The organism is Pseudomonas sp. MEJ108, assembly GCF_030208985.1.
GTDB lineage: Bacteria > Pseudomonadota > Gammaproteobacteria > Pseudomonadales > Pseudomonadaceae > Aquipseudomonas > Aquipseudomonas fragariae.
Window position 1 is genome coordinate 79,909 of sequence record NZ_JARVSW010000025.1, and the last position, 22,847, is coordinate 102,755.

25 protein-coding genes are annotated in these 22,847 nt (G+C 59.2%); 10 read left to right on the plus strand and 15 right to left on the minus strand.

The window, feature by feature from the left end:
* The first annotated feature begins 1 nt into the window (after position 1).
* From QRN50_RS13350 to QRN50_RS13360, 3 genes are read left to right on the plus strand one after another with little or no spacing between them, the layout of a single operon-like run.
* Positions 2 to 1,777: a hypothetical protein gene (locus QRN50_RS13350; RefSeq protein ID WP_024640892.1), complete on the plus strand. Its 1,776-nt coding sequence runs from the start codon at positions 2 to 4 to the stop codon at positions 1,775 to 1,777.
* The gene (locus QRN50_RS13355; RefSeq protein WP_011266517.1) at positions 1,774 to 2,379 is read left to right on the plus strand and encodes a hypothetical protein; all 606 of its coding nucleotides are present in this window, start codon (positions 1,774 to 1,776) and stop codon (positions 2,377 to 2,379) included. Before QRN50_RS13350 ends, QRN50_RS13355 begins: the two co-directional genes overlap by 4 nt.
* 54 nt (positions 2,380 to 2,433) lie before the next feature.
* On the plus strand, positions 2,434 to 3,477 hold the full coding sequence (locus tag QRN50_RS13360) for a WavE lipopolysaccharide synthesis family protein (RefSeq protein WP_096126992.1): 1,044 nt from the start codon (positions 2,434 to 2,436) through the stop codon (positions 3,475 to 3,477).
* Between the two features lie 31 nt (positions 3,478 to 3,508).
* Here the strand turns inward: QRN50_RS13360 and QRN50_RS13365 are convergent, their stop codons facing one another.
* Complete coding sequence (locus tag QRN50_RS13365; protein WP_004407900.1) at positions 3,509 to 3,754, minus strand: helix-turn-helix domain-containing protein; 246 nt, start codon at positions 3,752 to 3,754, stop codon at positions 3,509 to 3,511.
* A gap of 121 nt (positions 3,755 to 3,875) precedes the next feature.
* On the opposite strand from QRN50_RS13365, the gene QRN50_RS13370 reads away from it, so the two are divergent.
* A complete protein-coding gene (locus QRN50_RS13370) occupies positions 3,876 to 4,238 on the plus strand; it encodes a hypothetical protein (RefSeq protein WP_024641057.1) in 363 nt (120 codons plus the stop codon).
* 292 nt (positions 4,239 to 4,530) lie between these two features.
* Here the strand turns inward: QRN50_RS13370 and darG are convergent, their stop codons facing one another.
* The 10 genes from darG to exaC form a co-directional block, all read right to left on the minus strand.
* On the minus strand, positions 4,531 to 5,619 hold the full coding sequence (darG, locus tag QRN50_RS13375) for a type II toxin-antitoxin system antitoxin DNA ADP-ribosyl glycohydrolase DarG (RefSeq protein WP_024641058.1): 1,089 nt from the start codon (positions 5,617 to 5,619) through the stop codon (positions 4,531 to 4,533).
* Entirely contained in the window at positions 5,616 to 6,260 is a 645-nt protein-coding gene (gene darT / locus QRN50_RS13380) for a type II toxin-antitoxin system toxin DNA ADP-ribosyl transferase DarT (protein WP_024641059.1), read from the minus strand. Before darT ends, darG begins: the two co-directional genes overlap by 4 nt.
* On the minus strand, positions 6,257 to 6,646 hold the full coding sequence (locus QRN50_RS13385) for a DarT ssDNA thymidine ADP-ribosyltransferase family protein (RefSeq protein WP_058822291.1): 390 nt from the start codon (positions 6,644 to 6,646) through the stop codon (positions 6,257 to 6,259). The genes darT and QRN50_RS13385 overlap by 4 nt, the downstream gene beginning before the upstream one ends.
* Before the next feature lie 293 nt (positions 6,647 to 6,939).
* A complete protein-coding gene (locus QRN50_RS13390) occupies positions 6,940 to 7,671 on the minus strand; it encodes a LexA family transcriptional regulator (RefSeq protein ID WP_004409537.1) in 732 nt (243 codons plus the stop codon).
* A gap of 352 nt (positions 7,672 to 8,023) precedes the next feature.
* Positions 8,024 to 8,551 (minus strand): inorganic diphosphatase, encoded by a 528-nt coding sequence (ppa, locus tag QRN50_RS13395; RefSeq protein ID WP_003317259.1) that lies wholly within the window; start codon positions 8,549 to 8,551, stop codon positions 8,024 to 8,026.
* A 110-nt stretch (positions 8,552 to 8,661) separates the two neighbouring features.
* Positions 8,662 to 9,471 carry a M90 family metallopeptidase gene (locus QRN50_RS13400; RefSeq protein WP_058822290.1) on the minus strand — a complete coding sequence of 270 codons (810 nt, stop codon included), beginning with the start codon at positions 9,469 to 9,471 and terminating at the stop codon, positions 8,662 to 8,664.
* 3 nt (positions 9,472 to 9,474) lie between these two features.
* Positions 9,475 to 10,122, minus strand: coding sequence for a DedA family protein (locus QRN50_RS13405; RefSeq protein ID WP_004407930.1), 648 nt, complete (start codon positions 10,120 to 10,122; stop codon positions 9,475 to 9,477).
* Between the two features lie 241 nt (positions 10,123 to 10,363).
* Complete coding sequence (eutC, locus tag QRN50_RS13410) at positions 10,364 to 11,227, minus strand: ethanolamine ammonia-lyase subunit EutC (RefSeq protein WP_096126993.1); 864 nt, start codon at positions 11,225 to 11,227, stop codon at positions 10,364 to 10,366.
* A complete protein-coding gene (locus QRN50_RS13415) occupies positions 11,224 to 12,618 on the minus strand; it encodes an ethanolamine ammonia-lyase subunit EutB (RefSeq protein ID WP_004407936.1) in 1,395 nt (464 codons plus the stop codon). Before QRN50_RS13415 ends, eutC begins: the two co-directional genes overlap by 4 nt.
* Positions 12,619 to 13,049: 431 nt before the next feature.
* Positions 13,050 to 14,570, minus strand: a complete 1,521-nt coding sequence (exaC, locus tag QRN50_RS13420) for an acetaldehyde dehydrogenase ExaC (RefSeq protein ID WP_024638261.1) — start codon at positions 14,568 to 14,570, stop codon at positions 13,050 to 13,052.
* A gap of 225 nt (positions 14,571 to 14,795) precedes the next feature.
* Here exaC and mpl point away from each other — a divergent pair, with 225 nt between their 5' ends.
* Genes mpl through QRN50_RS13435 form a run of 3 tightly spaced genes read left to right on the plus strand, consistent with a single transcriptional unit; the run spans position 14,796 to position 17,048 of the window.
* Positions 14,796 to 16,145, plus strand: a complete 1,350-nt coding sequence (gene mpl, locus QRN50_RS13425; RefSeq protein WP_096126994.1) for a UDP-N-acetylmuramate:L-alanyl-gamma-D-glutamyl-meso-diaminopimelate ligase — start codon at positions 14,796 to 14,798, stop codon at positions 16,143 to 16,145.
* Positions 16,142 to 16,771, plus strand: coding sequence for a flavin prenyltransferase UbiX (gene ubiX / locus QRN50_RS13430; protein ID WP_003393457.1), 630 nt, complete (start codon positions 16,142 to 16,144; stop codon positions 16,769 to 16,771). Before mpl ends, ubiX begins: the two co-directional genes overlap by 4 nt.
* Positions 16,764 to 17,048 (plus strand): YceK/YidQ family lipoprotein, encoded by a 285-nt coding sequence (locus QRN50_RS13435; RefSeq protein WP_024638259.1) that lies wholly within the window; start codon positions 16,764 to 16,766, stop codon positions 17,046 to 17,048. The genes ubiX and QRN50_RS13435 overlap by 8 nt, the downstream gene beginning before the upstream one ends.
* 260 nt (positions 17,049 to 17,308) lie before the next feature.
* Here QRN50_RS13435 and QRN50_RS13440 read toward each other — a convergent pair whose 3' ends face one another.
* The 3 genes from QRN50_RS13440 to QRN50_RS13450 all read right to left on the minus strand — a co-directional run bounded on the left by QRN50_RS13440 (position 17,309) and on the right by QRN50_RS13450 (position 20,299).
* Positions 17,309 to 17,950, minus strand: a complete 642-nt coding sequence (locus QRN50_RS13440) for an NAD(P)H-binding protein (RefSeq protein WP_011266528.1) — start codon at positions 17,948 to 17,950, stop codon at positions 17,309 to 17,311.
* A gap of 25 nt (positions 17,951 to 17,975) precedes the next feature.
* Positions 17,976 to 19,703, minus strand: coding sequence for a C13 family peptidase (locus tag QRN50_RS13445; protein ID WP_096126995.1), 1,728 nt, complete (start codon positions 19,701 to 19,703; stop codon positions 17,976 to 17,978).
* Between the two features lie 140 nt (positions 19,704 to 19,843).
* Positions 19,844 to 20,299, minus strand: a complete 456-nt coding sequence (locus QRN50_RS13450; RefSeq protein ID WP_011266530.1) for a MaoC family dehydratase — start codon at positions 20,297 to 20,299, stop codon at positions 19,844 to 19,846.
* 203 nt (positions 20,300 to 20,502) lie between these two features.
* Here QRN50_RS13450 and QRN50_RS13455 point away from each other — a divergent pair, with 203 nt between their 5' ends.
* From QRN50_RS13455 to QRN50_RS13465, 3 genes are read left to right on the plus strand one after another with little or no spacing between them, the layout of a single operon-like run.
* Positions 20,503 to 20,865, plus strand: coding sequence for a CidA/LrgA family protein (locus QRN50_RS13455; protein ID WP_004407954.1), 363 nt, complete (start codon positions 20,503 to 20,505; stop codon positions 20,863 to 20,865).
* On the plus strand, positions 20,862 to 21,578 hold the full coding sequence (locus QRN50_RS13460; RefSeq protein ID WP_096126996.1) for an LrgB family protein: 717 nt from the start codon (positions 20,862 to 20,864) through the stop codon (positions 21,576 to 21,578). Before QRN50_RS13455 ends, QRN50_RS13460 begins: the two co-directional genes overlap by 4 nt.
* Before the next feature lie 14 nt (positions 21,579 to 21,592).
* Positions 21,593 to 22,183: an LON peptidase substrate-binding domain-containing protein gene (locus QRN50_RS13465; RefSeq protein ID WP_004407958.1), complete on the plus strand. Its 591-nt coding sequence runs from the start codon at positions 21,593 to 21,595 to the stop codon at positions 22,181 to 22,183.
* 84 nt (positions 22,184 to 22,267) lie between these two features.
* Here QRN50_RS13465 and QRN50_RS13470 read toward each other — a convergent pair whose 3' ends face one another.
* Positions 22,268 to 22,834 carry a DUF4136 domain-containing protein gene (locus QRN50_RS13470; protein WP_096126997.1) on the minus strand — a complete coding sequence of 189 codons (567 nt, stop codon included), beginning with the start codon at positions 22,832 to 22,834 and terminating at the stop codon, positions 22,268 to 22,270.
* Positions 22,835 to 22,847: the final 13 nt, after the last annotated feature.

Consider the following 22,847-nt stretch of genomic DNA (forward strand, 5'->3'; position numbering starts at 1 on the left):
CATGAAAACGACCCATCTGCAGCATCACCCAAGCCTCGGTTACATAGCGGCTGGCAGTCTGCGCAGCCTCCCGGTAGGGCTACTGCTGCCCCATGAGTGTTCCAGCTTCATCTCGTTCCGCGCGCATCCGTTTCGCAAGCCTGAGCGGGTGATCAGGAAACTGCATGCCGCACAGCGTCCGTTGTGTCTGTATGGGTCGGGTAGCTACTGTTTTTATGGTGTCCAGAGTGATTCACCGCTGGCACCCCTGCTGCTGTGGGACGGTGCGCACTTTCTGAATGTTGGCGAAAAAATAACGGTCATCGAAGACACGCCTATCGAGTGTTATCTGGATCGTGATTACTTCGCGGGATCGCTCAAGGTGATTGCGCGTTCGGCCAACTCGGTCACTTACAAGAAAGTATCCAGGCTGACTGCGGAATCTAACGACGATCTCGACAGCTGGACCTTCGGCATCCCTGTCGGTCCAGGCGACGCCACCGTTCTCAATGCCGTCGTGAAGCGCATTCTGGAAATTGACATCCCGCACAAGGAGATACTGCTGTGCGGCACGCCGGGAAGTAACTTCGCCTATTTCGACAAAGTCCGCATCGTGGGTGAGGACATCACTGCCCCGCCTGTGCAGATCTGCAAGAAGAAAAACCGTCTCGCGCTGGAGGCCAGACACAGCAATCTGGTGATCCTGCATGACCGCGTCTTTCTGCCAAAACACTTCGGGGAAGTTGTCCGCCGCTTTGGCCCGCGCTATCCGTTGATGACCTTGCAAAGCATGTTCTTCGATAACCGAATCAGCATGCACCCGCGTCGCTACTCGGATTACGGCATGGCCATGGACGAGGTCGCTCAGGGTCTGCTGGGGCTGCACCGCACCAGCGGTAATGCTCAGTCCATTGCGCCGTCAATATTCCCGGACGTCGACCGGACCGGGTTCTGTTTCGCCAGCCCGATGCGCTACAACAGCGACGCCAGCTACCCGACAGGCAGCCTCTACATTTGTCGCAAGGATGTCTGGAATGCCTGCCCGCTGGACGAGTCCCTGCACTGGGTGGAATACGAAGACATCGAGCATGCACTACGCGCATCCCGGGCAGGTATTCCAAATCGGATCAACCCTTTTGGTATCACTCAGTCGGTGACCTCCCGGGCGCTGCTGGGTGGCAAGGGCTCAGTCGAATCGGCTAACGGGCGCCTTGAGGTGTCCGGGCCTTGCTATGTGTCCCTGCTTCAAAAGAAACCTCTTTTCAATCTGTCTGCCGAGGCCGCATTGGCCAGACTGCAACAGTTCGGGGACAAATACCTGGCCAATCCATCGGCGGTTGTCATTCCTACCGGTCTTGATCGCATCTCTGTTCGAGTCTGGGTCGAACTGATCGATCGCGTGGCCCAGCAGTCCAGCTTCAGAAATGATATCGACGCAGTCAGAGAATTTCTCGCCGACTTCGAGAGGCTCATGCTGTTCGACCAATTGACAGAAACCCGTCAGGAGTTTCTGGTCAATCGCTTCCTCACAGACCCTGTGCTGGCCAAACAGACGCTGATCACGCAAAGCTGTGAGGTACGCAATATGTTGCGTCAACGCAGTACGCAGACCTGGTTCGTCCGCCAGCAGGATGACTACTTTCACCACAATCTTCTTTCGCTCCCCGGCATTCTGATTTCTGCGATTCGTGTGTACAGAAATAACGGGAAAATCTTCTATTTTGAAAGCCTGTGGGCTGCTGTGAAGGCCGTCTACAACTCCACACCTTTCAAGTCCTACATCCAGGGGGCGAAGTGAAGGTATTCGTCGTTTCTCATCTGAGCCCCAGCCCCTCCAGTCATCAGTTGATCTGTCAGCTGGCGCACATTCAGCACGAGCACAGAAAGACCGTTCCCGTGCTTGTGATTGATGACCGCTACAACCTGAGCGAACTGCCCGTCAGCGATCTACCGACGGAACACGCCCTGTTCAGCCTGGAGGATTTTCTTCACGACAATGGTTTGAGCGGCATTGTGGCGAACAGAATTGCCCGGCACATGGATAAAGTCGAAAGCGACTGGGTGCTGATTGATTTTGGCCAGCATGACTCGGCTACCTGCATGGACTTCATCCAGAAAATTGCTCGTTACAACTATCTGAGCGCGAGGCTGCGAAAGCGAAACCTCGTGATCATGGTGCCCGCCATGCATCTGGGCATTTATTCGCGAACCCTCAATGCGTCGTTCAACAATTTGCCGGCAAGCACAACCGCCTCAGCCCGTTCCGTTCAGATCAGAAGGTTATTGATGGTCACTCGTCTTGAGCGAGTACTGATAAGTCTTCCATTGCTGGCGGGCATTCTGCGTCGAATACGGCGTGTTGCTCTGCGCGTCTTTCGGCGTGTTGCAAGATCCCATTGACCGATCTGCCGCTAGCCGTCGGTAGCAGGCGCTTCTCATTACAAGGTTAAACACATGCCTCATCTTGTGGCCGTCGATTCCAGAAAAATCAGCGTGGTTATTCAGGGCCCCCTGTATCGCAACCTGAGTTCCAAACGAAACATCTTCGCCTGCATCGCGTCGATCCGGACGCACCTGCCAGATGCCGAAATCATCGTTTCGACCTGGCGTCATGAAGATACGTCCGGTGTGAAGGCGGACCAGATCGTCATGTCGGATGATCCGGGTGCCTTCGTCGATGACGCCGGTAATCAGATCAACATCAATCGCATGCTGCGATCGACGTTATGCGGTATTCAGAGCGCTTCAAGACCCTATGTCATGAAAATGCGCGCCGATCACAACCTGACCAGCGCTGCACTGGCCGTCATAGGCCAGTCTGATGATACCGAGCCGGGCGAGACACAACTGTTCGACACGCCCATCACCACCACGACGCTTTATATTCGCGACCCTGAACGGTTGCCGATGTTGTTCCACATATCGGATCTCGTTCAATTCGGCACGCGCGACGCGATGCTCGCCATGTGGGAGCAACCCCTGTTCGAAAGGGACGCGCTGTTCAACGACAGGCCGTCTCGCAACCCGTTTGGCAACTTCATTGGCTACACATCCGCGCGCCTGGTGAGCGAGCAGGCACTGATGCTGGGTGTCATGCACAGGAAGGGCATCGACGCCCGGCTTGCGCGGCCCTGCGAGGTAGGGCTGAGCAACCTGAAATTATGGGACAACGTCTTGAGACGCAACTTCAGAGTCCTCAACCACTGCGAGGCTGGCGTCGACTTCCCGGAACGCTTTCTGACCAGCCGCCGCGTATTGACCACACTCTACAAAGCCTCTGCGATAGAGCAATTGCAGAGGCTCGACCCGCAGGGCTACAGGCTGAGGATCGCGCGCATCTGGCTCAATCAATACCTGCTGACATGCCTGCGCCCCGGCTGGTGGGTGTCCTTTGCGACCATCGTACTGTTCAGCACCTCGCCGACCCTCGCCAAGCGCATTCGCTCGTACTGGCGCACGCTGAGGAAGGTCGCGCATGCGGAGTCTTATCGGGTTTGAGGGCTGGGCGTGGGCAGGTATCGAAAACACGTCATGCGTTGCGCAAGCGTTCATCCAGCTTGCTGAGCAACGCATATGGATCAGTCCCGATCCCCCGACAGACATCCATGAACTCGATGACATCGAGCCTGCGCTCGGCATTCTCCGTCTTCGAGACAAACGACTGCGGTCGCCCTAGCCTGACGGCTAATTCTTTTTGCGTCATACCGGCTGCATTGCGCGCTTCCAGCAAAAGATCAAGCAACGCCTGGTAGCGAGCATTATGGATGGTTTTCACTTGGGCACGCCGTCTGAATAGTCCGGCTACCTAAATAAACCCGATTTGGGATTATCCCAAAATAGGTTTTTCGATTAAGATATGTACCTCAAGGATGTACGCACACGTTCAAGGAGGTCTTATGAAAATCAGAAAAGCCCAGTTGCTGCGCCGTAGGCGTCTTTACCTTGGCTTGTCGCTTACGCGAAACCTATGTCCACAATGTCGTGCGCTAAAGCAACGCTCTAACGCCACCTCATACGCCCCAGTACCTGATGTCATGACCCAGTGCCAAATCGTCAGCGCAATGTATGCCTATCTCATGACCAGCTGGGAAGAACTGCCCGAACAGAACAAGCGTGCGCTCGGCTTCGATTCAATCGTGGGCGGTGAAGAGGAGGAGGCAGCGCTGAATCGATTGGCAACGCTGTTTATGGAGTATGCGGATGTTTCCCTGCGCAGGGCGCTGGTGGCGCGACGGAGGCGGTTGGGGGAGGGAAAATGATTGAGCGCCGAACGCGACATCTCAAAGAGTTATTCCCGAACCTGAGGGACTGGTCAAACAGCAATCTCAAATACCCGCGCTTCTGTGCACCGCATTACCCGGATCTTCGATTTGGTCAGCGAGCTGATGACCAAACTGAACAGCGCCGTAGAACGCGATAGCTATGCCTGGCAGACTGTTTTGCTCTGCTGCAGCACGCTGGGGCAAAACGTCACGAACCTAGCAGTTGAAATGAGCGTTGTCTTCGCAGTGGACTGCTATTTTGATAGTCAAAACACAGAGTAGATGAGACCTAGGGTGCGGCTATCTCTGTACTGAGATTGCTGGCAGTCAACCGCTTTAACGCAATGCCGAGAGCTTGATCATCGAACAGCCTGCTTTTCCGAGCAGCCGCACCTGCGCCTCCATCCCAATGTTTCAATGCTTCGCGCACTGCCGGAACCGTTGGAGAAACTCCCGACTTACTCAATAACCAGTCAACCGTCGCCAACAGCTCCATGCCGAAAGGCGACTCAAAGCCGTCAATCAGCTCTGCTGTGCGCTCCAGAGCCTGGGAATATTCCTTGGCCTCTGTTTTCAGATAGGTTTGCAGAAAAGCCTTACGGCCCTCGTCAAACCAGATCACGTCGTTAATACCTGCGTCGCTGATGCGTTTATCGCAATGCAGGTAGCTGCCATCGAGATTGTCGAGCAGATGCTCAAGGCGATTGGCGTATGGCCCATATTTGTGGGCTACAAATTTGAGATCCAAGGGGTTCTTTGCGCTTGGCAATTGTTCTATCGAACGCTCCAGAAACCAAGCGAGCTTCTGAATCTCAAGCAGGCTACATTCCATGCCCAAAACCCAGTAGCGCCGAACGAGTTCGGCGATGAGTGCGCGTGCAGGCGTCAGCTTCTCGACACCGCTGCGCTTCGCGACATTCAGATATTGATCGGTAGGTTCAAAGACAAGTACATCGACATCCAGATTACTCAAGACATCAACAATCTGCTCACGGACCTCTACCCATTTCAAACCGCCATTACCAGCACCGAGAGGTGGAACTGCTACGGATTTGACTTGGTTATCGATCAAAAAGCGGCGCAGGTCCCGTAAGCCTTCAGTTATCCATGCCATCTGCGAGGGGGAACGCCAGTGACGCTTGGTAGGAAAATTCACTATCCAGCGCGGCCCGTCCAGTTCGTTGACTGTCGTTACGTGAACCTTTCCGGTCTCTACCTCACCAGCCTTGCACGCCGCCGAATAGAGGCGGTAGTTTTCGGTAAAGCGCTCCTTGAACATCAGTGCAATGCCTTTTCCCATCACGCCTACCGTGTTCACCGTGTTCACGAGAGCTTCGGTATCTGCTTCCAGCAGATTGCCTTGGGTGAATCTGATCATTGGAAATACCATCCCGGGCGCGCGTGGACAGGCAAGGTCAGACCTCTGGCGGCAACGTCTTGCTCAATACGTTCTTTCGTTGCATCGTCGTAGCACATGATGCCAAGGAGTCCTGTGATCGGTAGGTGATGGTGAATGAGCGCTTCGGCCTGATAACGCTCCATCCTACGTGGATCATCAGCATCGCGCTTGAAATCGCGTCGCTGGATTATAGACCAGTCGACCCGGTCAAGATCTGCCAGATCGCTGTAGTAGTCGGTCCAGTCGGGATAGGCATGTGCGTTGGTGAAGACGAAAGCGAGACCGAGATGTTCGGCGCGGGGAAGGCTTGAGACCAGAATCACTATCTCTTCATTGCTACGCTGCTGAACGCTCCACCCGGACTGGATGTTTTTCATCATCACAGAGAAAGGTGTGAAGTAGAACGGCACGTAGTCAGACAATACGCCCCCGGGAGCAAGGGGAACAACGCGGTTGCGGCGTTTGTCGATCAGGTCGGTGTTGCCGATGTTCACATAATACGGTGCCTGCACGTCGGAGCTGGCGCAATGTAGGCCGTTATCCAGAATCCAGGGCAGATTATCGCGATGGACGATCCGCCAAATCAGAGCTTTTTCTGGATTCAGACTGCGATAAATCATCTAAGAAACATTCCCCTGTTCACCCCGAGCTGCACATTAAAACCAGCGTCGCGCATTTTAGCCCCGCAGAAGGCCTCAATCTCGGCATTCGAAACAAAAATCTTGAAGAAATCTTGAGGGGAAACAATATTGGGCGATAGGCACTCTGCCATGCAGACGCTTTTACATTCGGCATCATGATAGTCCCTTACATTCATGACGGCCCAATTGATAGCTTCGAAGCCTTCGGCATAGTCGAGTAGCTGAATGGCATGATTAGCTAGTGGGTGTTGAGGGATGATCTTCCAGCGGTTTTTGAGCGCGAAGTTTCGATGAATCGTGATCACGGCAAATTGAAGGTCAGGCGCTGCTGCGCTGAACGCTTCCTTGTGCTGGCGGAGATTCATGTTGCTTAAGATAGCGAATATCCACTGTCCAGCCGCAAGAAGAAAGCAGCAGACATTAAAAAGCCGGCTTGTGGCCGGCTTCTCGTAGGCGGTTCTGATCTATTTTTGATAGACCGCAATCGCCTTCAACAGATGCGCCTCTTGAAGAAGCGCGAATAGGCAACAGAGCAAACGGATCGCATGCTCTGTTCAAACACCGCATCGCATGACTGCGTCAGGTGCTCTGGATGGCGAACAGGATACTGAACTTCGCCTTCCATGCCCAGCCCGAATGCCTTTCAGCCGTAAACGCCTCATAACAGCAGCATGGCATTGCGTCGGCTGTTCAGTGTCGACCACCAGAATATCCAGCCCAGAATCCGTATTTTCTCCCGGTCGATGTCTTCGGCGCTGAACAGTTCGTCCGGGTATTCGGCGTCGTTGTGGCTGCGCAGGCGCAGGCCGCCGTTGGGCAGGCGGTAGAGGTAGCGGACGCGCAGGATGCCGCCGTGTTCGAGGGCGTAGATTTCGCCGTCGATGACCTGGGTCAGCTCGCGGTCGACGCCGAGGATCGAGCCATCCTGGATCTTATCGGCCATGCTGTTGCCGACCATGGCGACGCACATGCAGTTTTTCGGGTCGATGCCCATGTTCTGCAGGACTTGCAGGGGCAGGCGGATTTTCTGTCCGGGGGCTTCGGCGAGGACGGTCTTGCCGACGCCGTGGGTGGATTCGGCTTCCATGAAAATCTGGATTTCCACATCGCCGCGCGACACGTTTCTGGCCTGATGAATGATGACGCGGGTATCGCCGCCGGTGTTTTCATTGGCGCATTCGTTAGGGTGTTTGGGGCCTTCGCCGGTGCGCAGCCAGCGGGCGTTGACGGTCAACAGTTCAGCCACCTCGTCAATCCGCGCCATGGGCACGCCGCGCTTGAACCAGTTATTGACGTGTTGCGGCGTGATTTTGCGGTTGGCGGCAAAATCAGTCGCTGTGAGATGGCACTCCCGAAGGAGGATGCGGAGTCGATCACCTGATGTATTCATAGTGGCGAAGTCTACGGGCGTCGCCGGGGCGTTTAAATGAACGAGGTGTTGACGTCGACGTTATCCCAGGGTGGGCGTGGCTATCCGGACTACGGATGGAATGAATGTCGTGTAGGTGGATTCCGTAATAGCGCTTTTGCGGCTAAACGACGTAGTGCGCGTTTACCCCCGCTATACGGGCCTTAACGAACTGTTCATTGAATGTCTAAAAGCCGGGCACATTTTTAAACGTGCGAGTTGCAAAAAAGATGGATTGTGTTTCGGCGAGCGAGGTGTTCGGGGAGGTACAGCGAGGAGGGGGACGCGTGTTTCAGGGCACGGGTGTGGCGTGCCCTGAAACGCCAATCGATGATCAGCCTTTGTACGCTGCAACCGATTTGGTGATCTCGGCACGGGCAGCGTCAGCGTTGCCCCAACCTTCGATCTTCACCCATTTGCCTTTTTCGAGATCCTTGTAGTTCTCGAAGAAGTGCTTGATCTGCTCGAGCAGCAGCGGCGGCAGGTCGGTGTACTCTTTCACGTCGACGTACAGCTGGGACAGCTTGTCGTGTGGCACTGCGATAACTTTGGCATCGCCGCCGCCGTCGTCAGTCATGTGCAGGATGCCGACCGGGCGTGCGCGGATAACCGAGCCAGGGGTAACCGGGTATGGCGTTACCACGAGCACGTCCAGCGGGTCGCCGTCGTCAGCCAGGGTGTTGGGGATGAAACCATAGTTGGCCGGGTAGAACATCGGGGTGGCCATGAAACGGTCAACGAACAGGCAATCGGAATCTTTGTCGATTTCGTATTTGATCGGCGCGTGGTTGGCCGGGATTTCGATGGCGACGTAGATGTCGTTCGGCAGGTCTTTACCAGCCGGAATCTTGCTGTAGCTCATTGGGCATTGCCCCCCTGGTTGAACAGACAGATTGTGGCGCGAACCGCCATAAAGTGGTCCGGATTATAGGCATATTCTGTTTTGGTTGCCACGCATGGCCTTGGAGGCCGTCAGCTGTCCCGGTATGCCGGGTCCTGTTGACGCAGCAGGTCGAGCCGCGCCAGGGTGTCCTGACGGTAGAACGCTTTCAGTTGTTCGTAGACGGCCGGGTAACTGCCGTGCAGCAGGTCGGGCGCGCTGAAGAAGTATTCGCTGGTCACGGCGAAGAACTCGGCGGGGTCTTCGGCGGCATAGGGGTCGATGGCGGGTTCTGCGTCGGGGTTGTGGTCCAGTTGCCGGTTGAGATCATCGAACGCGCTTTGCATGACGCGGGCCCACTCGGTCACCTGCATGTCGCTGTGCAGCGGCGGCAGGCCATTGGCGTCGCCGTTGAGCATGTCGAGCTTGTGCGCCAGTTCATGGATCACCAGGTTGTAGCCATCCCAGCCGCCGCTGCTCAATACGCCGGGCCAGGCCAGAATCACCGGGCCCTGCAGCCAGGCTTCGCCGCTGTGCTCGCCATCCCACTCGTGTTCGACGCCGCTGGCATCGCGATGGCGCTGCGGGCTGACGAAGTCGTCGGGGTACAACACGATTTCGTGAAAACCCTGATACCAGTTCAGTTCGCCGAGGTTCAGCAGCGGCAGCTGCGCCTGGGCGGCGAGAAACAGCCGCTGTTCGTCATCCAGATCAACGCCCGGCAGCGCGCTGAGGTGTTTGTCATGCAGAAACAGCACGCAGGCGTCACGCAGTTGCGCGTGCTGCCCGTTGCTCAGGCCATCGAGGATCGGCAGACGTGCGCAGACGTTCTGCCATAGCTCTTCAGCAACCGGGTGTCGGGCCAGCGTGCGCTGCCTGCGCCAGTGGCTGAATGACCACATGATTCAGCGCGCGTCGACCGGACGCGCGCTGCGGCTGCGCACTACGCCAATGACCATCGGCACCAGCGACAGCAGGATGATTGCCAGTACCAGAAAGGTCAGGTTGTGCTTGATGAATGGCACGTTGCCGAAGAAGAAGCCCAGTGTCACCAGGCTGCCGACCCACAGCACCGAGCCCAGCACGCTGAAGCCCACGAAGCGCGGATAGGACATTCTGCCGACGCCCGCGACGAAGGGCGCGAAGGTGCGGATAATCGGCAGGAAGCGCGCCAGCGTGACGGTCTTGCCGCCGTGGCGTGCGTAGAAATTCTGGGTGCGCAGCAGGTAGTCGCGGCGGAAGATTCGCGATGACGAATTGCTGAACAGTTTTTCGCCGACCGTGCGGCCAATCACGTAGTTGGTGCTGTCGCCCAGAATCGCTGCGAGCATCAGCAACCCGGCCAGCAGGACCGGGTCCATGCCGCCGCCAGCAGCCACGGCGCCAGCGATGAACAGCAGCGAGTCGCCCGGCAGGAAGGGCATGATCACCAGTCCGGTCTCGCAGAAAATCACCAGAAACAGAATCGCATAGACCCATGTACCGTAGTTGGTCACCAACAGGTCAAGGTAAACGTCGAGATGCAGAATAAGGTCGAGCGGGTTGAATTCCATTAAGGCACCTGAGGCGAGAACCCTGTCCGGGGTCGCATGCGGAAGAAACGACTGCGCGGCATTATAGAAGCAGAATGCGCAGAAGGGGTTTTGGAATAAACGGCGGGGTTGAACGGGAGGGAGCAGTACAGCCTTGAGGAGGGAAGAGCAGGCCGCAATGTTCATCCGGGCTTATGCCGCAAGCCGGGAGGGTTACGCGAATCTGCCCGGCGGCTGTGAACGGCATAAGCCAGTGTGGCGCCTAGTGTGGCGCGGCAGGGCCGTCGAGCAGGAAGTTGCCGATGGGTTTGTCTGAATGATCGTCAGTGCCGCCTGATTCCAGAGTCTGCAGTTCGGCTTCGTCTTTCAGGTTGACCCCGGAAATCTGCCGCCTGCAGGCCTCGCGCATCAGGTACAGCAGCCGATGAGCGGCCATGCCGTAGCTCAAGCCTTCCAGGCGAACATTGGAAATACAGTTGCGGTGCGCATCGTTCAGCCCGACCTTCGGCGCGTAGGTGAAGTACAGGCCCAGGCTGTCGGGGGAGCTTAGACCGGGGCGCTCGCCGATCAGAATGACCACCATCTTCGCACCGAGCAGTTCACCGACCTCATCGGCCACGGCGACGCGGCCCTGCTCGACCATGATCACTGGCGACAGCGACCAGCCTTCGGCGCTGGCCTGTTCTTCCAGGCGAATGAGGAAAGGCACCGCATGCCGATGCACCGCCAGGGCGGACAGACCGTCGGCGACCACTACCGCCAGATCGAGACCGCCCGGATGAGCTTCGGCGTAGTCGCGCAACGTCTGCGCTGATTCGTCATTAAGGCGACGGCCCAGGTCCGGGCGCTGCAGGTAGCTGTCCCGGTCGGCGGCGGCGCTGTGCAGCAGCAGGGTTTCACGACTCTTTTCCGTCAGTTGTGCGCTGATCGCGGCATGGTCGAAAGCCAGATGCACCGCGTCGCGTGCCTGCGCATGGGCGGCTTGAAAGTCCAGCTGCGCAGAGGTCGGCAGGCTGGTGCCGGTACGCCCCAGCGCAATACGCGCAGGGGTCAGGCGGCGCAGTTCCAGCCATGGATTGGCGGGGGCGGCGCTGTCTTGTAGTTCGTTCATCGGCTCGTCACTCATGCTAGATGCGCCAGCGCCTGACGGAAGGCTGGCGGCAGGCTGTCGCCGAAGCGCACACGGCCGTCGGCCTGGGTGAAGATGCCCATTTTTTCCAGCCAGGCTTCGTATTCCGGCGCAGGACGCAGGCCCAGGCTTTGCCTGGCGTACAGCGCGTCGTGGAACGAGGTGGTCTGGTAGTTGAGCATGATGTCGTCGGAGCCGGGGATGCCCATGATGAAGTTGATCCCCGCGACGCCCAGCAGGGTCAGCAGGGTGTCCATGTCGTCCTGATCGGCCTCTGCGTGGTTGGTGTAGCAGATGTCACAGCCCATCGGCACGCCCAGCAGCTTGCCGCAGAAGTGATCCTCCAGACCGGCGCGGATGATCTGTTTGCCGTTGTACAGGTACTCGGGGCCGATGAAACCGACCACGGTGTTGACCAGAAACGGGTTGAAATGCCGGGCGACGGCGTAGGCGCGGGTCTCGCAGGTCTGCTGGTCGACGCCATGATGCGCGTTGGCCGACAGCGCGCTGCCTTGTCCGGTCTCGAAATACATCAGGTTTTGCCCGAGGGTGCCGCGGTTCAGGCTCAGGCCCGCTTCATAGCCTTCCTGCAACAGCTTGAGGCTGATGCCGAAGCTGGCGTTGGCGGCCTCAGTGCCGGTGATCGACTGAAACACCAGATCGACCGGCACGCCACGGTTGATCACTTCAATGGAGGTGGTGACGTGGGTCAGTACGCAGGACTGGGTCGGTATTTCATAGCGCTGGACGATGGCGTCGAGCATTTCCAGCAGGGCGACGATGGACGAGGTGCTGTCGGTGGCCGGGTTGATGCCGATCATGGCATCGCCATTGCCGTACAGCAGACCATCGAGCACGCTGGCGGCAATGCCGGACGGGTCGTCGGTCGGGTGATTGGGTTGCAGGCGTGTCGACAGCCGGCCGCGCAGGCCCATGGTGTTACGGAAGCGCGTGACCACGCGGATTTTCTGCGCCACCAGCACCAGATCCTGCACGCGCATGATCTTTGAAACGGCTGCGGCCATTTCCGGGGTCAGACCTGGGGCCAGCGCGCGGAGACTGGTTTCGTCGGCCTTGTCGCTGAGCAGCCAGTCGCGAAAGCCGCCGACTGTCAGATGACTGACCGGGGCGAACGCCAGTTTGTCGTGGGTATCAATGATCAGCCGGGTGACTTCGTCCTGTTCATAGGGAATCAGGGCTTCTTCAAGAAAGTGCTTGAGCGGAATATTCGCCAGCGCCATTTGCGCGGCGACCCGTTCGCCGTCGTTCTGCGCAGCGACTTCGGCCAGGTAATCACCGGAGCGCGCAGGACTGGCCTTGGCCATGACTTCTTTGAGGCTGTCGAAGCGGTACGTCTGCGCACCGACAGAATGGGAAAAGCTCGCCATACAGATTCTCCATGACGTCGCGCTGTTCGCGTCGGACGTAGTCTTTCGGTCGAACCGGTGACGTCCCGGTTCAAACGACTATGGGAAGCAACGTAAGCAATTAATACTCCATCCCGACCGGGAGTGCGAGTTTGCAGGCGTAAGCGGATTAGTCCAGGGCAGGATACATCACGCCGCAGCGTTAAGCCGGGGCGTGATGCACAGGGTTGGTGCGTGATGTGTTTCTTGTTACCGCGCAATAGGGCTCGGTGCTATACACAAGTCCGCTTTTGATTCTGGCCGAAGGCCGTGGGAGCGAACTTGTTCGCGAAAGGGCCAGTACATTCTCCGGGAAGGTATCGTCTGAACTACTGTCTTCGCGGACAAGCGAAGCGTCGCCCGGTCCGCTCCTACAGGGGGCGTGTTCCAACCTGAGCAGCGGACCTAAATACCTAGAAGAAACCCAGCGGGTTGGTGTCGTAGCTCACCAGCAGGTTTTTGGTCTGCTGATAATGCTCAAGCGCGATTTTATGGGTTTCGCGGCCGACGCCGGATTTCTTGTAGCCACCGAACGCGGCGTGTGCCGGGTACAGGTGGTAGCAGTTGGTCCACACGCGTCCGGCCTTGATCGCCCGGCCCACGCGGTAGGCGCGGTTGATGTCGCGGGTCCACAGGCCTGCGCCCAGGCCGAACTCGGTATCGTTGGCGATGGCCACGGCTTCGGCTTCGTCCTTGAAGGTCGTGACGCTGACCACCGGACCGAAGATCTCCTCCTGGAACACGCGCATCTTGTTGTTGCCTTTGAGCAGCGTCGGCTGGATGTAGTAGCCGGTGGACAGGTTGCCCTCCAGCTTCTCCACTTTGCCGCCGGTCAACAGTTCGGCGCCTTCGCCCTTGGCGATGTCCAGGTACGAAAGAATCTTGTCGAATTGTTGCTCGGATGCCTGGGCGCCGACCATGGTATCGGTGTCCAGCGGGTCGCCGCGTTTGATCTTCTCGACCTTGCGCAGCACCGCTTCCATGAACTGTGGATAGATCGACTCCTGCACCAGCGCGCGGGACGGGCAGGTGCAGACTTCGCCCTGATTGAAGAACGCCAGGACCAGGCCTTCAGCGGCCTTGTCGATGAACTCCGGCTCGGCACTCATGATGTCTTCGAAGAAGATGTTCGGCGACTTGCCGCCCAGTTCCACGGTGGACGGGATGATGTTGTCCGCCGCCAGTTTCATGATGTGCGAGCCGACCGGTGTCGAGCCGGTGAAGGCGATTTTGGCGATGCGTTTGCTGCTGGCCAGCGCTTCACCCGCCTCGCGGCCATAACCCTGCACGATGTTCAGCACCCCGGGAGGCAGCAGGTCGCCGATCAGTTCGATCAGCACGCTGATGCCCAGCGGCGTCTGCTCGGCAGGTTTGAGCACGATGCAATTACCGGCCGCCAGCGCAGGGGCGAGTTTCCAGGCCGCCATCAGGAGCGGGAAGTTCCACGGGATGATCTGCCCGACCACGCCCAGCGGCTCATGAATGTGATAGGCCACGGTATTGCCGTCGATTTCGGCGGCGCTGCCTTCCTGCGCGCGCAGCACGCCGGCGAAGTAGCGGAAATGGTCGGCGGCCAGCGGGATATCGGCGTTGAGGGTTTCGCGGATCGCTTTGCCGTTGTCCCAGGTTTCGGTGATGGCCAGGACTTCCAGATTGGCTTCGATGCGATCGGCAATCTTCAGCAGGACCAGCGAGCGGGCCTGTACCGAGGTCGAGCCCCAGGCTGCAGCGGCGGCGTGCGCAGCGTCGAGTGCCTTGTCGATGTCTTCGGCGGTGGAGCGCGGAAATTCTGCGATGGCCTTGCCGGTGACCGGCGAGGTGTTGGTGAAGTACTGGCCTTTGACCGGCGCGACGAACTCGCCGCCGATGTAGTTACCGTAGCGTTCCTTGAAGTTGACGATGGCGCCTTCGGTACCGGGATGAGCGTAACGCATGGTATGTCTCCTGGTTCTTGTTGTGAGGGAGTCTGTGTCGATTCTGCTTTCGGGTATCTGGCAACGAGCGTTCAAGAATAGGCCATTTGCATTCGGCCGTGGCTAGGACTTTAGGCTTATCTGCCGGGCATTGAAATGGGGCGTACGCGCAAGACGACGGACAAACTCAGGGTGCCATTTCACCGTCCCTACGTTAACCTGCGCAGATGTTCTGAGAGGTTGGTCATGCATATTCATATCCTTGGTATCTGCGGCACGTTCATGGGGTCTCTGGCGGTGCTCGCCAAAGCGTTGGGCCACCGGGTCACGGGCTCCGACGCCAACGTCTATCCACCGATGAGCACCCAGCTCCAGGCGCAGGGCATCGAGCTGACCCAAGGCTATGATCCCGTGCAACTGATCCCCGCGCCGGACCTGGTGGTGGTCGGCAACGCGCTGTCGCGTGGCAACCCGGCGGTTGAATATGTGCTCAACACAGGTTTGCCGTATGTGTCTGGCCCGCAGTGGCTGGCGGACCATGTGCTGCAAGGCCGCTGGGTACTGGCCGTGGCCGGCACGCACGGCAAGACCACCACCAGCAGCATGCTGGCCTGGGTGCTGGAACACGCGGGCATGAGCCCCGGCTTCCTGATCGGTGGCATCCCGCAGAACTTCGCCGTGTCGGCACGTCTGGGCGAGACCCCGTTCTTTGTGGTCGAGGCCGATGAATACGACAGCGCGTTCTTCGACAAACGCTCCAAGTTCGTCCACTACCGTCCGCGGACAGCGATTCTCAACAATCTTGAGTTCGATCATGCCGACATCTTCCCCGACCTGCCGGCCATCGAACGTCAGTTTCACCATCTGGTGCGTACCATTCCGAGCGAAGGCCTGGTGATCCATCCGACGACCGAGCCGGCGTTGTCGCGGGTCATCGAGATGGGCTGCTGGACGCCGGTACAGACCACGGGCCAGAACGGTCAGTGGCAGGCACGGCTGTTGAGCGAAGACGGCTCGCGCTTTGAAGTGCTGTTCGAAGGCGAACTTCAGGGCGCCGTCGACTGGGACATGACCGGTCGGCACAACGTGGCCAACGCCCTGGCGACACTGGCAGCCGCTCGCCATGTGGGCGTCGTGCCGTTGCTGGGGGTGCAGGCGCTCAGTGCGTTCAAGAGCGTCAAGCGGCGCATGGAAAAGGTCGCCGACGTGCGCGGCATCACTATTTATGATGACTTCGCCCATCACCCCACGGCTATCGCCACCACACTGGACGGCCTGCGCAAGAAGGTCGGTGATGCGTCGATCATTGCGGTCATCGAGCCGCGCTCCAACTCGATGAAGCTTGGCGCGCATCGCGACGGCCTGCGGGAAAGCGTGGGTCAGGCGGATCAGGTGGTCTGGTACGCTCCGCCCAATCTGGGCTGGGACCTGGCGGCAACAGTCGCGGGAGGCACTGTGCCTGCGTTGGTCTGTGATTCCCTTGAGGCAATCATCGCCCAGGTCAAAAGCCAGGCGCAGCCCGGCACGCACATCGTGATCATGAGCAACGGCGGCTTTGGCGGCTTACATGGCAAACTGGCCGAGGCGTTGCAATGAGCGGCCCGGAGCGCGTTACGGTTGCCATGACCGGCGCTTCCGGCGCGCCATATGGCCTGCGCCTGCTGGATTGTCTGGTGCGTGAGGATCGGGAAGTGCACTTCCTGATCTCCAAGGCGGCGCAACTGGTGATGGCCACCGAGACCGACGTACGCCTGCCGCCCAAGGCGATGATGATGCAGGCGTTTCTGACGGAGTACACCGGTGCGTCTGCCGGGCAGATTCGTGTCTATGGGCGCGATGACTGGATGTCGCCAGTGGCCTCCGGCTCGGGTGCGCCGAGCGCGATGGTGGTGGTGCCGTGTTCCACCGGTTCGCTGTCGGCGATTGCCACCGGGGCCTGCAACAATCTGATCGAGCGCGCCGCTGACGTGACGCTGAAGGAGCGGCGCCAATTGATTCTGGTGCCGCGCGAAGCGCCGTATTCCAGCATTCATCTGGAACACATGCTCAAGCTGTCGAACATGGGTGCAGTGATTTTGCCGGCGTCTCCCGGCTTTTATCACCAGCCGCAGACCATCGACGACCTGGTGGACTTTGTCGTTGCGCGGATCCTCAATCTGCTGAATATTCCTCAGGACATGCTGCCGCGCTGGGGCGAACACCATATTGGCAGCGATGAATAAGCTGCTGCTGGTCGCGCTTGCGCTGGCGCTGACCGGCTGCGCAACGGCACGCACGCTCAATGCGGCCAAACCGGGCGCGCCGGTGGTGTATGCCGGTACGCGCTTGAATATGTATGCGCTGCAGGGTGGTTGCTGTGCCGCCGACCGATTCGGCGCACAAGCTCCCAGCTACCCTGGCCTTGACCTGCCGGGCAGTGCGCTGCTCGACACCCTGCTGCTGCCACTGTCATTGCTGACGGCCGCGGGACTGGGGGTTCAGGCTACGGGCGGGCTTTAATGTGACGCAGATCATTCCCATGCGGAGCTGATCGTTATATACAAATCTGCTTTTGATTCTGGCCGCAGGCCGTAGGAGCAAGCCGGGCGACGCATCGCTTGTTCGCGAAAGGGGCGGTATGATCGCCGAAAATGTACCGTCTGAAACATCGCATTCGCGAACAAGTTCGCTCCTACGGCCTCCGGCCAGAATCAAAATCGGACTTGTGTTTAAAGATGAGCGCGGAGCGTGGGGACGGTCATCGCTGAGCCTCGGCGAACCTACTTGCCCAGCTTGCGCAGCTCATCCGATTCGACGATCCGTTCGCCGTTCTGCTCTTCCAGCGCCAGCCGCCACAGGGCGCGGGCCAGGTGGCAGGCTTCGATGGCGCCGTATTTGCCAGGGATCAGTTTGGCGATGGGCGCCGCCAGTTGCTCGACCCAGCGGGTTTCAGGACGGCTGCCCACCAGCAGGGAAGGGCGGGCGATGGTCAGTTGCGGCCAGCCCTGCGCACGAAGCGCCTGTTCCATTTCGCCTTTGACGCGGTTGTAGAAGGTGCTGGACTGCGGATCTGCGCCGACTGCGCTGATCACCAGCAAATGGCGAGCGCCGAGCTCGCGGGCGCGGCTGGCGAACGCTGTGACCATGTCCAGATCGACCGCCTTGAAGGCGTCCTGCGAGCCCGCCTGTTTGATCGTGGTGCCCAGGCAGCAGAATGCGATGTCTACCCGGCCAGACAGCGTTGGCAGCAGCGTCGCCAGCTCGCCGACCGGATTTTCCAGGTGCGAGTGTTCGGCCAGCGGCTTGCGCGTCGGTGCCAGCACGCGGGTGACGGTCGGCTCGCTGAGCAGCCGGTCCAGCAAATGCTCGCCTGTCAGGCCCGTGGCTCCTGCGAGCAGGATGTGTTGCGGCGTCAGGTACATATCGTTCTCCTTGATACTGCTAAGCCTAGCGGCTAGTCGAAGTCTTCGCTTCCGTGCGGTTCAACGCCGTGCTCAACGCGCGTTCGGCCTGGCTCTTGCGCAACTGCTGCCAGCGCGCCAGGACTCCTTTGGGTGCCCATATCTGCGGTTCGGAGGCCTCGAAGTTGTCTTCGGTCTCACGTTGCGCAACATAGGCCTGCGCTTCGTTGAAAGCGTGTTGCAGGTCATCGGTTTCGACCAATGCCCTGGCAAATAGTGCATCGCCAAAATAAGTGAAGTCGGCTTCTTCCGAGCAGCCGAACGAGACGCGGTCGGCGCGCGAGGCGGTCATGATCAGCGTGCGTTCATCTTTCAGGTCGGGAATGAAGCCGCCGGAATAACAGGCTGAAATCACCACAACCTTGTCACGGTTCTTCAGTGGCGCGAGGGCCGCGGCCAATGCGTCGGCGGGCAGGTCTGCCAGCGACAGGCGTGGCTGGTCGAGCACCAGTTCATGATCCTGAGTGCCGTGGCTGGTCAGGTAAATGAACACCAGGTCTTCCGGGCCGGTGCGCTGGGCAAGTGTCTGCACTGCGCGGGTGATGGTTTCACGCGTCGCCATCGGCCGGTCATCCATGTGATCGCGATGATTGACCAGGCTGACTTGCCCGACGGCACCGAAGCGCGACTTGAGCAGATTGCTCACGTAGTCCGCTTCGCGCATGAACACGCTCTGCTTGCCGTCGCCACCCACGACCAGCGTGTACAGCTCGGTGGCCGGTGTCGACGCCGGCACTCCTGCCAGTGCCTTGTCCAGCAGCGAACCCTGGACCAGCAGCCCGGCTTCGAGTGGGTCCGGGAGCAATTTGCCTTTGGCATCACGGATTCGCTCGCCGTTGGCCCAGATGCCGCGCTGCTCCTTGCCATCCGGAGAAATCAGCACGCCGTCGCCCTGGTAGGTGTCATCGGCGAACTGGCCGATGTAGCGGCTGCCATCGGCCAGTAGCAACTGGCCCTGACCCATGAAGCGCCAGTTGTCGAAATCACCCTGATAGCGGCTGCCGTCAGAACCGATCAACTCGCCTTTGCCGGTCAGCGCGCCTTCCTTGAACTCACCGCTCCAGACGTCACCGTCGCTGTTTTCATAGCGCCCCTTGCCGTCCAGCTGGCCGTTGCGGAAATTGCCGACGTATTGATCGCCTTCAGCACTGGTGAAGCTGCCGGTGCCCTGCAATTGACCGTCGATGAAGTTGCCACTGTACTGGTTGCCGCTGGCGTCACTGCGCGACCCCTCGCCGTTGGCCTTGCCATTGGCGAACATGCCTTGATGCTGGCTGCCGTCTTCCAGTTCCAGGCGACCGGGGCCGTCGTATACACCGGCCTTGAACTGGCCACGATAAAGCACGCCCTTGTCTTTCTGGGTGCCTTCGCCGTCACGCATGCCAAGTTTGAAGCTGCCGACATAACTCGCGCCAGCGCGGGTGGTCAGTCGGCCCTGGCCATTGAACAGACCTTGCTCGAAGCCGCCCTTGTAGACGTCGCCATTGCTGGCGTGCCATTCGCCCTGACCCTGCCGCAGGCCGTTTTCGAACTGACCTGCGAACCAGCTGCCGTTGGGGTAATCGATGCGGCCCTGGCCCTGCAGGACGCCGTTGACCAGATCGCCCCGGTAGCGTCCGCCGTCGGGCAGGCGACCGTCGGGTGGCAAAATTGATTCGCCATCACCGCAGCCTGCGATCAAGAGTGTCAAAGCCAATGGAGCGAGCGCGCGCATGTGAGATCCCGGAAGAATGATTCAGGGGCGAGCCCGGCTCCGCTTGAGCAGATGTTAGGGGGCACGACCGCAGGGGAGTATGCCGCAGCGAGTCAACGGGATGAAACAGTCTGTTACGACTGTTTCATGTTTTAAACGCTTTATACGAAACACAACGTTAAAGGTTCGGCCACAAAAGCGGGTTTTTCCTGACCTTCGATCTCCAGCGTGGCCGTTGCCTTGAGCAACCACTGGCCGGGTTTTTTCTCGCTCACGTCGGTCAGCTGGACCTTGAGACGCACCCGCGAGTTGACCGTCACCGGTTGAACGAAGCGCACACTGTCCATCCCGTAATTGACCGCCATCTTCAAGCCTTCGGGCAGTACCATGATGCCCTCCATGAGCTTGGGAATCAGCGACAACGACAGGAAGCCATGTGCGATGGTCGCGCCGAACGGCGTCTGCGCCGCTTTGACCGGGTCGACATGGATGAACTGGAAATCCCCTGTGGCGTCGGCGAACAGGTTGATACGCTGCTGGTCGATAGTCAGCCAGTCTGAATAGCCTGCGTCCTTGCCGATGTACTGCCTGAGTTCTGTGACGGGTACAGAAGGCATACTGCTCTCCTTGTCTGATGAGGGTGTACTGAACGGCCACTGCCCGCAGCAGCCAATGCGTGCAGGCGAATCACCAGATCAGCAGAGGGGAGCTGGCCGGTCAAGCAACTGCAGCAATGCGAATACCCACTCATGACCTCTGGCGCAGCGTGTTTATAATGACGCCGATCGTTCGCCGGGTTCGTTTATCTGCTGGAGTCTTCATGCTGTTAAGGGGTTTGACATGGCTGGTGCTGTTCCAACTGCTGGGGACCGCGCTCAACCACCTGTTTCTGTCGATTTTGCCAGGGCCGATCATCGGCCTTGTGCTGCTTATGGCGTATTTGATGTGGCGCGGTGAAGTCAGCGAGCCGATCAGCATGGCGGCCAGCAGTCTGCTGCGCTATCTGCCGTTGCTGCTGGTGCCGCCTGCGGTCGGGGTGATGGTGTACGCGTCGGCCATTGCCGAAGACTTCTGGGCGATCTTTGGCACCCTGACCCTGTCGCTGATGATTTCCGTGGTCTTTGTCGGCTGGCTGATGCAGTCATTGATCAAGCGTCAGGCCCAGCGCCGGGAGTTGCCATGAGTCTTGACTGGCACGGTGCATGGCTGTCGGTGATTCATCACCCGCTTTTCGGCATCGCGATCACCCTGGGTGCCTATCAATTGGCGATGGCCGCCTATGAAAGAACCCGCTGGCTGTTTCTGCAGCCTGTGCTGGTCTCGATGGTGGTGGTGATCGGGATCGTGCTGTTCTGCGACCTTGAATACACCGAGTACCGCAAAAGCACCGAGATTCTGGTCACGCTGCTGGGGCCTGCAACCGTTGCGCTGGCGGTCCCGCTCTATTTGAATATGCGACGGATCCGCCAGTTGTTCTGGCCGGTCTTGACTACGCTGGTAATCGGCGGGGTGTTTGCCACCGGTTTGTGCGTGGGGTTCGGGGTGCTGTTCGGTGCCGACCACATGATTCTGATGACCATGGCGCCCAAATCAGTGACATCGCCCATCGCCATGCTGGTCGCCGAGCAGATCGGCGGGGTTGCCGCCCTGGCGGCTGTTTTTGTGTTGATTACTGGCGTATTCGGTGCCATTTTCGGCCCCGGTCTGCTGTCACTGATCGGGGTGGACAATCCTGCTGCCCGAGGCATGGCGCTGGGGCTTACCGCGCATGCGGTAGGCACATCCGTGGCATTGCAGGAGGGGGAAGAAACGGGGGCTTTTGCTGCGTTGGCAATGAGTCTGATGGGCGTTGCGACGGCGTTGTTCCTGCCGCTGGCAATGTCGCTGGCCATTTAAAAGGAGGCTTTTCTATGACGCTGCCATTGTTTCCGCTGAATGCTGTGCTGTTTCCAGGGTGCGTGCTTGATCTGCAGCTGTTTGAAGCCCGTTACCTGGACATGATCGGCCGCTGCATGAAGCAGGGGGAAGGGTTCGGTGTGGTGTGTATCACCGAGGGAAGTGAAGTTGGCTCCGCGCCGGACGGCCATTCGTTGATCGGCTGCGAAGCGCTGGTCATGGATTTTCAGCAGCAGGAGAACGGCTTGCTGGGCATTCGTGTGGTCGGGGGGCGTCGCTTCCGGGTTGTCGCCACTGAGGTTCAGCGCGATCAACTGCTGGTGGCCGAGGTCGAGTGGCTTGAAGAGCCCGTGGAGCGCCCGCTGCAGGAGGAAGACGCCGACCTTGTGGCCCTGCTCGAAGCGCTGGCCGAGCATCCAATGGTGGCTTCCTTGAACATGGGTGTGTCTGCCGGTGGGCAATACGCCTTGTCCAACCAGCTTGCCTATCTGCTGCCGTTCACCGAGAAAGACAAAGTGGAACTGCTGGAAATCGACGACCCCGAAGAGCGTCTCGACGCGATTCAGGAATTGCTCGATGAAATGCAGGGCGATCTGCAGGCCTGAGCCCGGATTGCGCTGTTCATTGCGCAGGGTAGCAGAGCGTCTGGAACGCCATGCCGACGCAGAGCATCGGCACGTCTGTCGCGGTTAGCTCGGTGGATACTGCTCCAGAATTTTCGCCACCGTGGTGCGCATGGCCTGATCGCGTTCGGACGGGCTGCCGGCGTTGTCATTGAGGATGCGCTCGGTGCTGCCACGCCAGACCAGCTTGCCGTCCTTGCCGTCGAACATATCGATCTGCACGGTGCCGACCTTGTAGTCGACGCTGCGGGTTTCGGTGTTCATCGGCCCGTTCCAGTAGCCATAACCGCCCCAGGGGCTCCAGCCCCCGCCATAGTTGGTGCTGACCGTCTGCTGACGGTTTTCGACGATCAGCCAGGCCTGCACTTTCAAATCAGCCCGGGCGCCGGCTGCGGCCATGCGTAATCCACGCTGGTCCAGTTGCTCGCCGATCGACTGGCGAAGGCGCTGCTCGGTCAGGTCGCTCTTGAGCCGTGGATCATTGTCGGGCTGATACTGAACGGCGGGCTCCTTCCAGCTCCAGCTGCGATAGCCGCCGAAATCCCGCTGGGCATCGAAGTCGCGATTGATCGAGTTGCTCTGACAGGCCGTCAGCAACATGGCACAGGTCAGCAGAACGATACGGCGAAACATGGCAGTTCTCCGA

What these genes read in the sequence shown, in the direction of transcription:
- QRN50_RS13350 (WP_024640892.1), top strand. Translation starts at nt 2, where the DNA reads ATGAAAACGACCCATCTGCAGCATCACCCAAGCCTCGGTTACATAGCG.
- QRN50_RS13360 (WP_096126992.1), top strand. Translation starts at nt 2,434, where the DNA reads ATGCCTCATCTTGTGGCCGTCGATTCCAGAAAAATCAGCGTGGTTATT.
- QRN50_RS13370 (WP_024641057.1), top strand. Translation starts at nt 3,876, where the DNA reads ATGAAAATCAGAAAAGCCCAGTTGCTGCGCCGTAGGCGTCTTTACCTT.
- darG (WP_024641058.1), bottom strand. Translation starts at nt 5,619, where the DNA reads ATGATCAGATTCACCCAAGGCAATCTGCTGGAAGCAGATACCGAAGCT.
- darT (WP_024641059.1), bottom strand. Translation starts at nt 6,260, where the DNA reads ATGATTTATCGCAGTCTGAATCCAGAAAAAGCTCTGATTTGGCGGATC.
- QRN50_RS13385 (WP_058822291.1), bottom strand. Translation starts at nt 6,646, where the DNA reads ATGAATCTCCGCCAGCACAAGGAAGCGTTCAGCGCAGCAGCGCCTGAC.
- QRN50_RS13390 (WP_004409537.1), bottom strand. Translation starts at nt 7,671, where the DNA reads ATGAATACATCAGGTGATCGACTCCGCATCCTCCTTCGGGAGTGCCAT.
- ppa (WP_003317259.1), bottom strand. Translation starts at nt 8,551, where the DNA reads ATGAGCTACAGCAAGATTCCGGCTGGTAAAGACCTGCCGAACGACATC.
- QRN50_RS13400 (WP_058822290.1), bottom strand. Translation starts at nt 9,471, where the DNA reads ATGTGGTCATTCAGCCACTGGCGCAGGCAGCGCACGCTGGCCCGACAC.
- QRN50_RS13405 (WP_004407930.1), bottom strand. Translation starts at nt 10,122, where the DNA reads ATGGAATTCAACCCGCTCGACCTTATTCTGCATCTCGACGTTTACCTT.
- eutC (WP_096126993.1), bottom strand. Translation starts at nt 11,227, where the DNA reads ATGAGTGACGAGCCGATGAACGAACTACAAGACAGCGCCGCCCCCGCC.
- QRN50_RS13415 (WP_004407936.1), bottom strand. Translation starts at nt 12,618, where the DNA reads ATGGCGAGCTTTTCCCATTCTGTCGGTGCGCAGACGTACCGCTTCGAC.
- exaC (WP_024638261.1), bottom strand. Translation starts at nt 14,570, where the DNA reads ATGCGTTACGCTCATCCCGGTACCGAAGGCGCCATCGTCAACTTCAAG.
- mpl (WP_096126994.1), top strand. Translation starts at nt 14,796, where the DNA reads ATGCATATTCATATCCTTGGTATCTGCGGCACGTTCATGGGGTCTCTG.
- ubiX (WP_003393457.1), top strand. Translation starts at nt 16,142, where the DNA reads ATGAGCGGCCCGGAGCGCGTTACGGTTGCCATGACCGGCGCTTCCGGC.
- QRN50_RS13435 (WP_024638259.1), top strand. Translation starts at nt 16,764, where the DNA reads ATGAATAAGCTGCTGCTGGTCGCGCTTGCGCTGGCGCTGACCGGCTGC.
- QRN50_RS13440 (WP_011266528.1), bottom strand. Translation starts at nt 17,950, where the DNA reads ATGTACCTGACGCCGCAACACATCCTGCTCGCAGGAGCCACGGGCCTG.
- QRN50_RS13445 (WP_096126995.1), bottom strand. Translation starts at nt 19,703, where the DNA reads ATGCGCGCGCTCGCTCCATTGGCTTTGACACTCTTGATCGCAGGCTGC.
- QRN50_RS13450 (WP_011266530.1), bottom strand. Translation starts at nt 20,299, where the DNA reads ATGCCTTCTGTACCCGTCACAGAACTCAGGCAGTACATCGGCAAGGAC.
- QRN50_RS13455 (WP_004407954.1), top strand. Translation starts at nt 20,503, where the DNA reads ATGCTGTTAAGGGGTTTGACATGGCTGGTGCTGTTCCAACTGCTGGGG.
- QRN50_RS13460 (WP_096126996.1), top strand. Translation starts at nt 20,862, where the DNA reads ATGAGTCTTGACTGGCACGGTGCATGGCTGTCGGTGATTCATCACCCG.
- QRN50_RS13465 (WP_004407958.1), top strand. Translation starts at nt 21,593, where the DNA reads ATGACGCTGCCATTGTTTCCGCTGAATGCTGTGCTGTTTCCAGGGTGC.
- QRN50_RS13470 (WP_096126997.1), bottom strand. Translation starts at nt 22,834, where the DNA reads ATGTTTCGCCGTATCGTTCTGCTGACCTGTGCCATGTTGCTGACGGCC.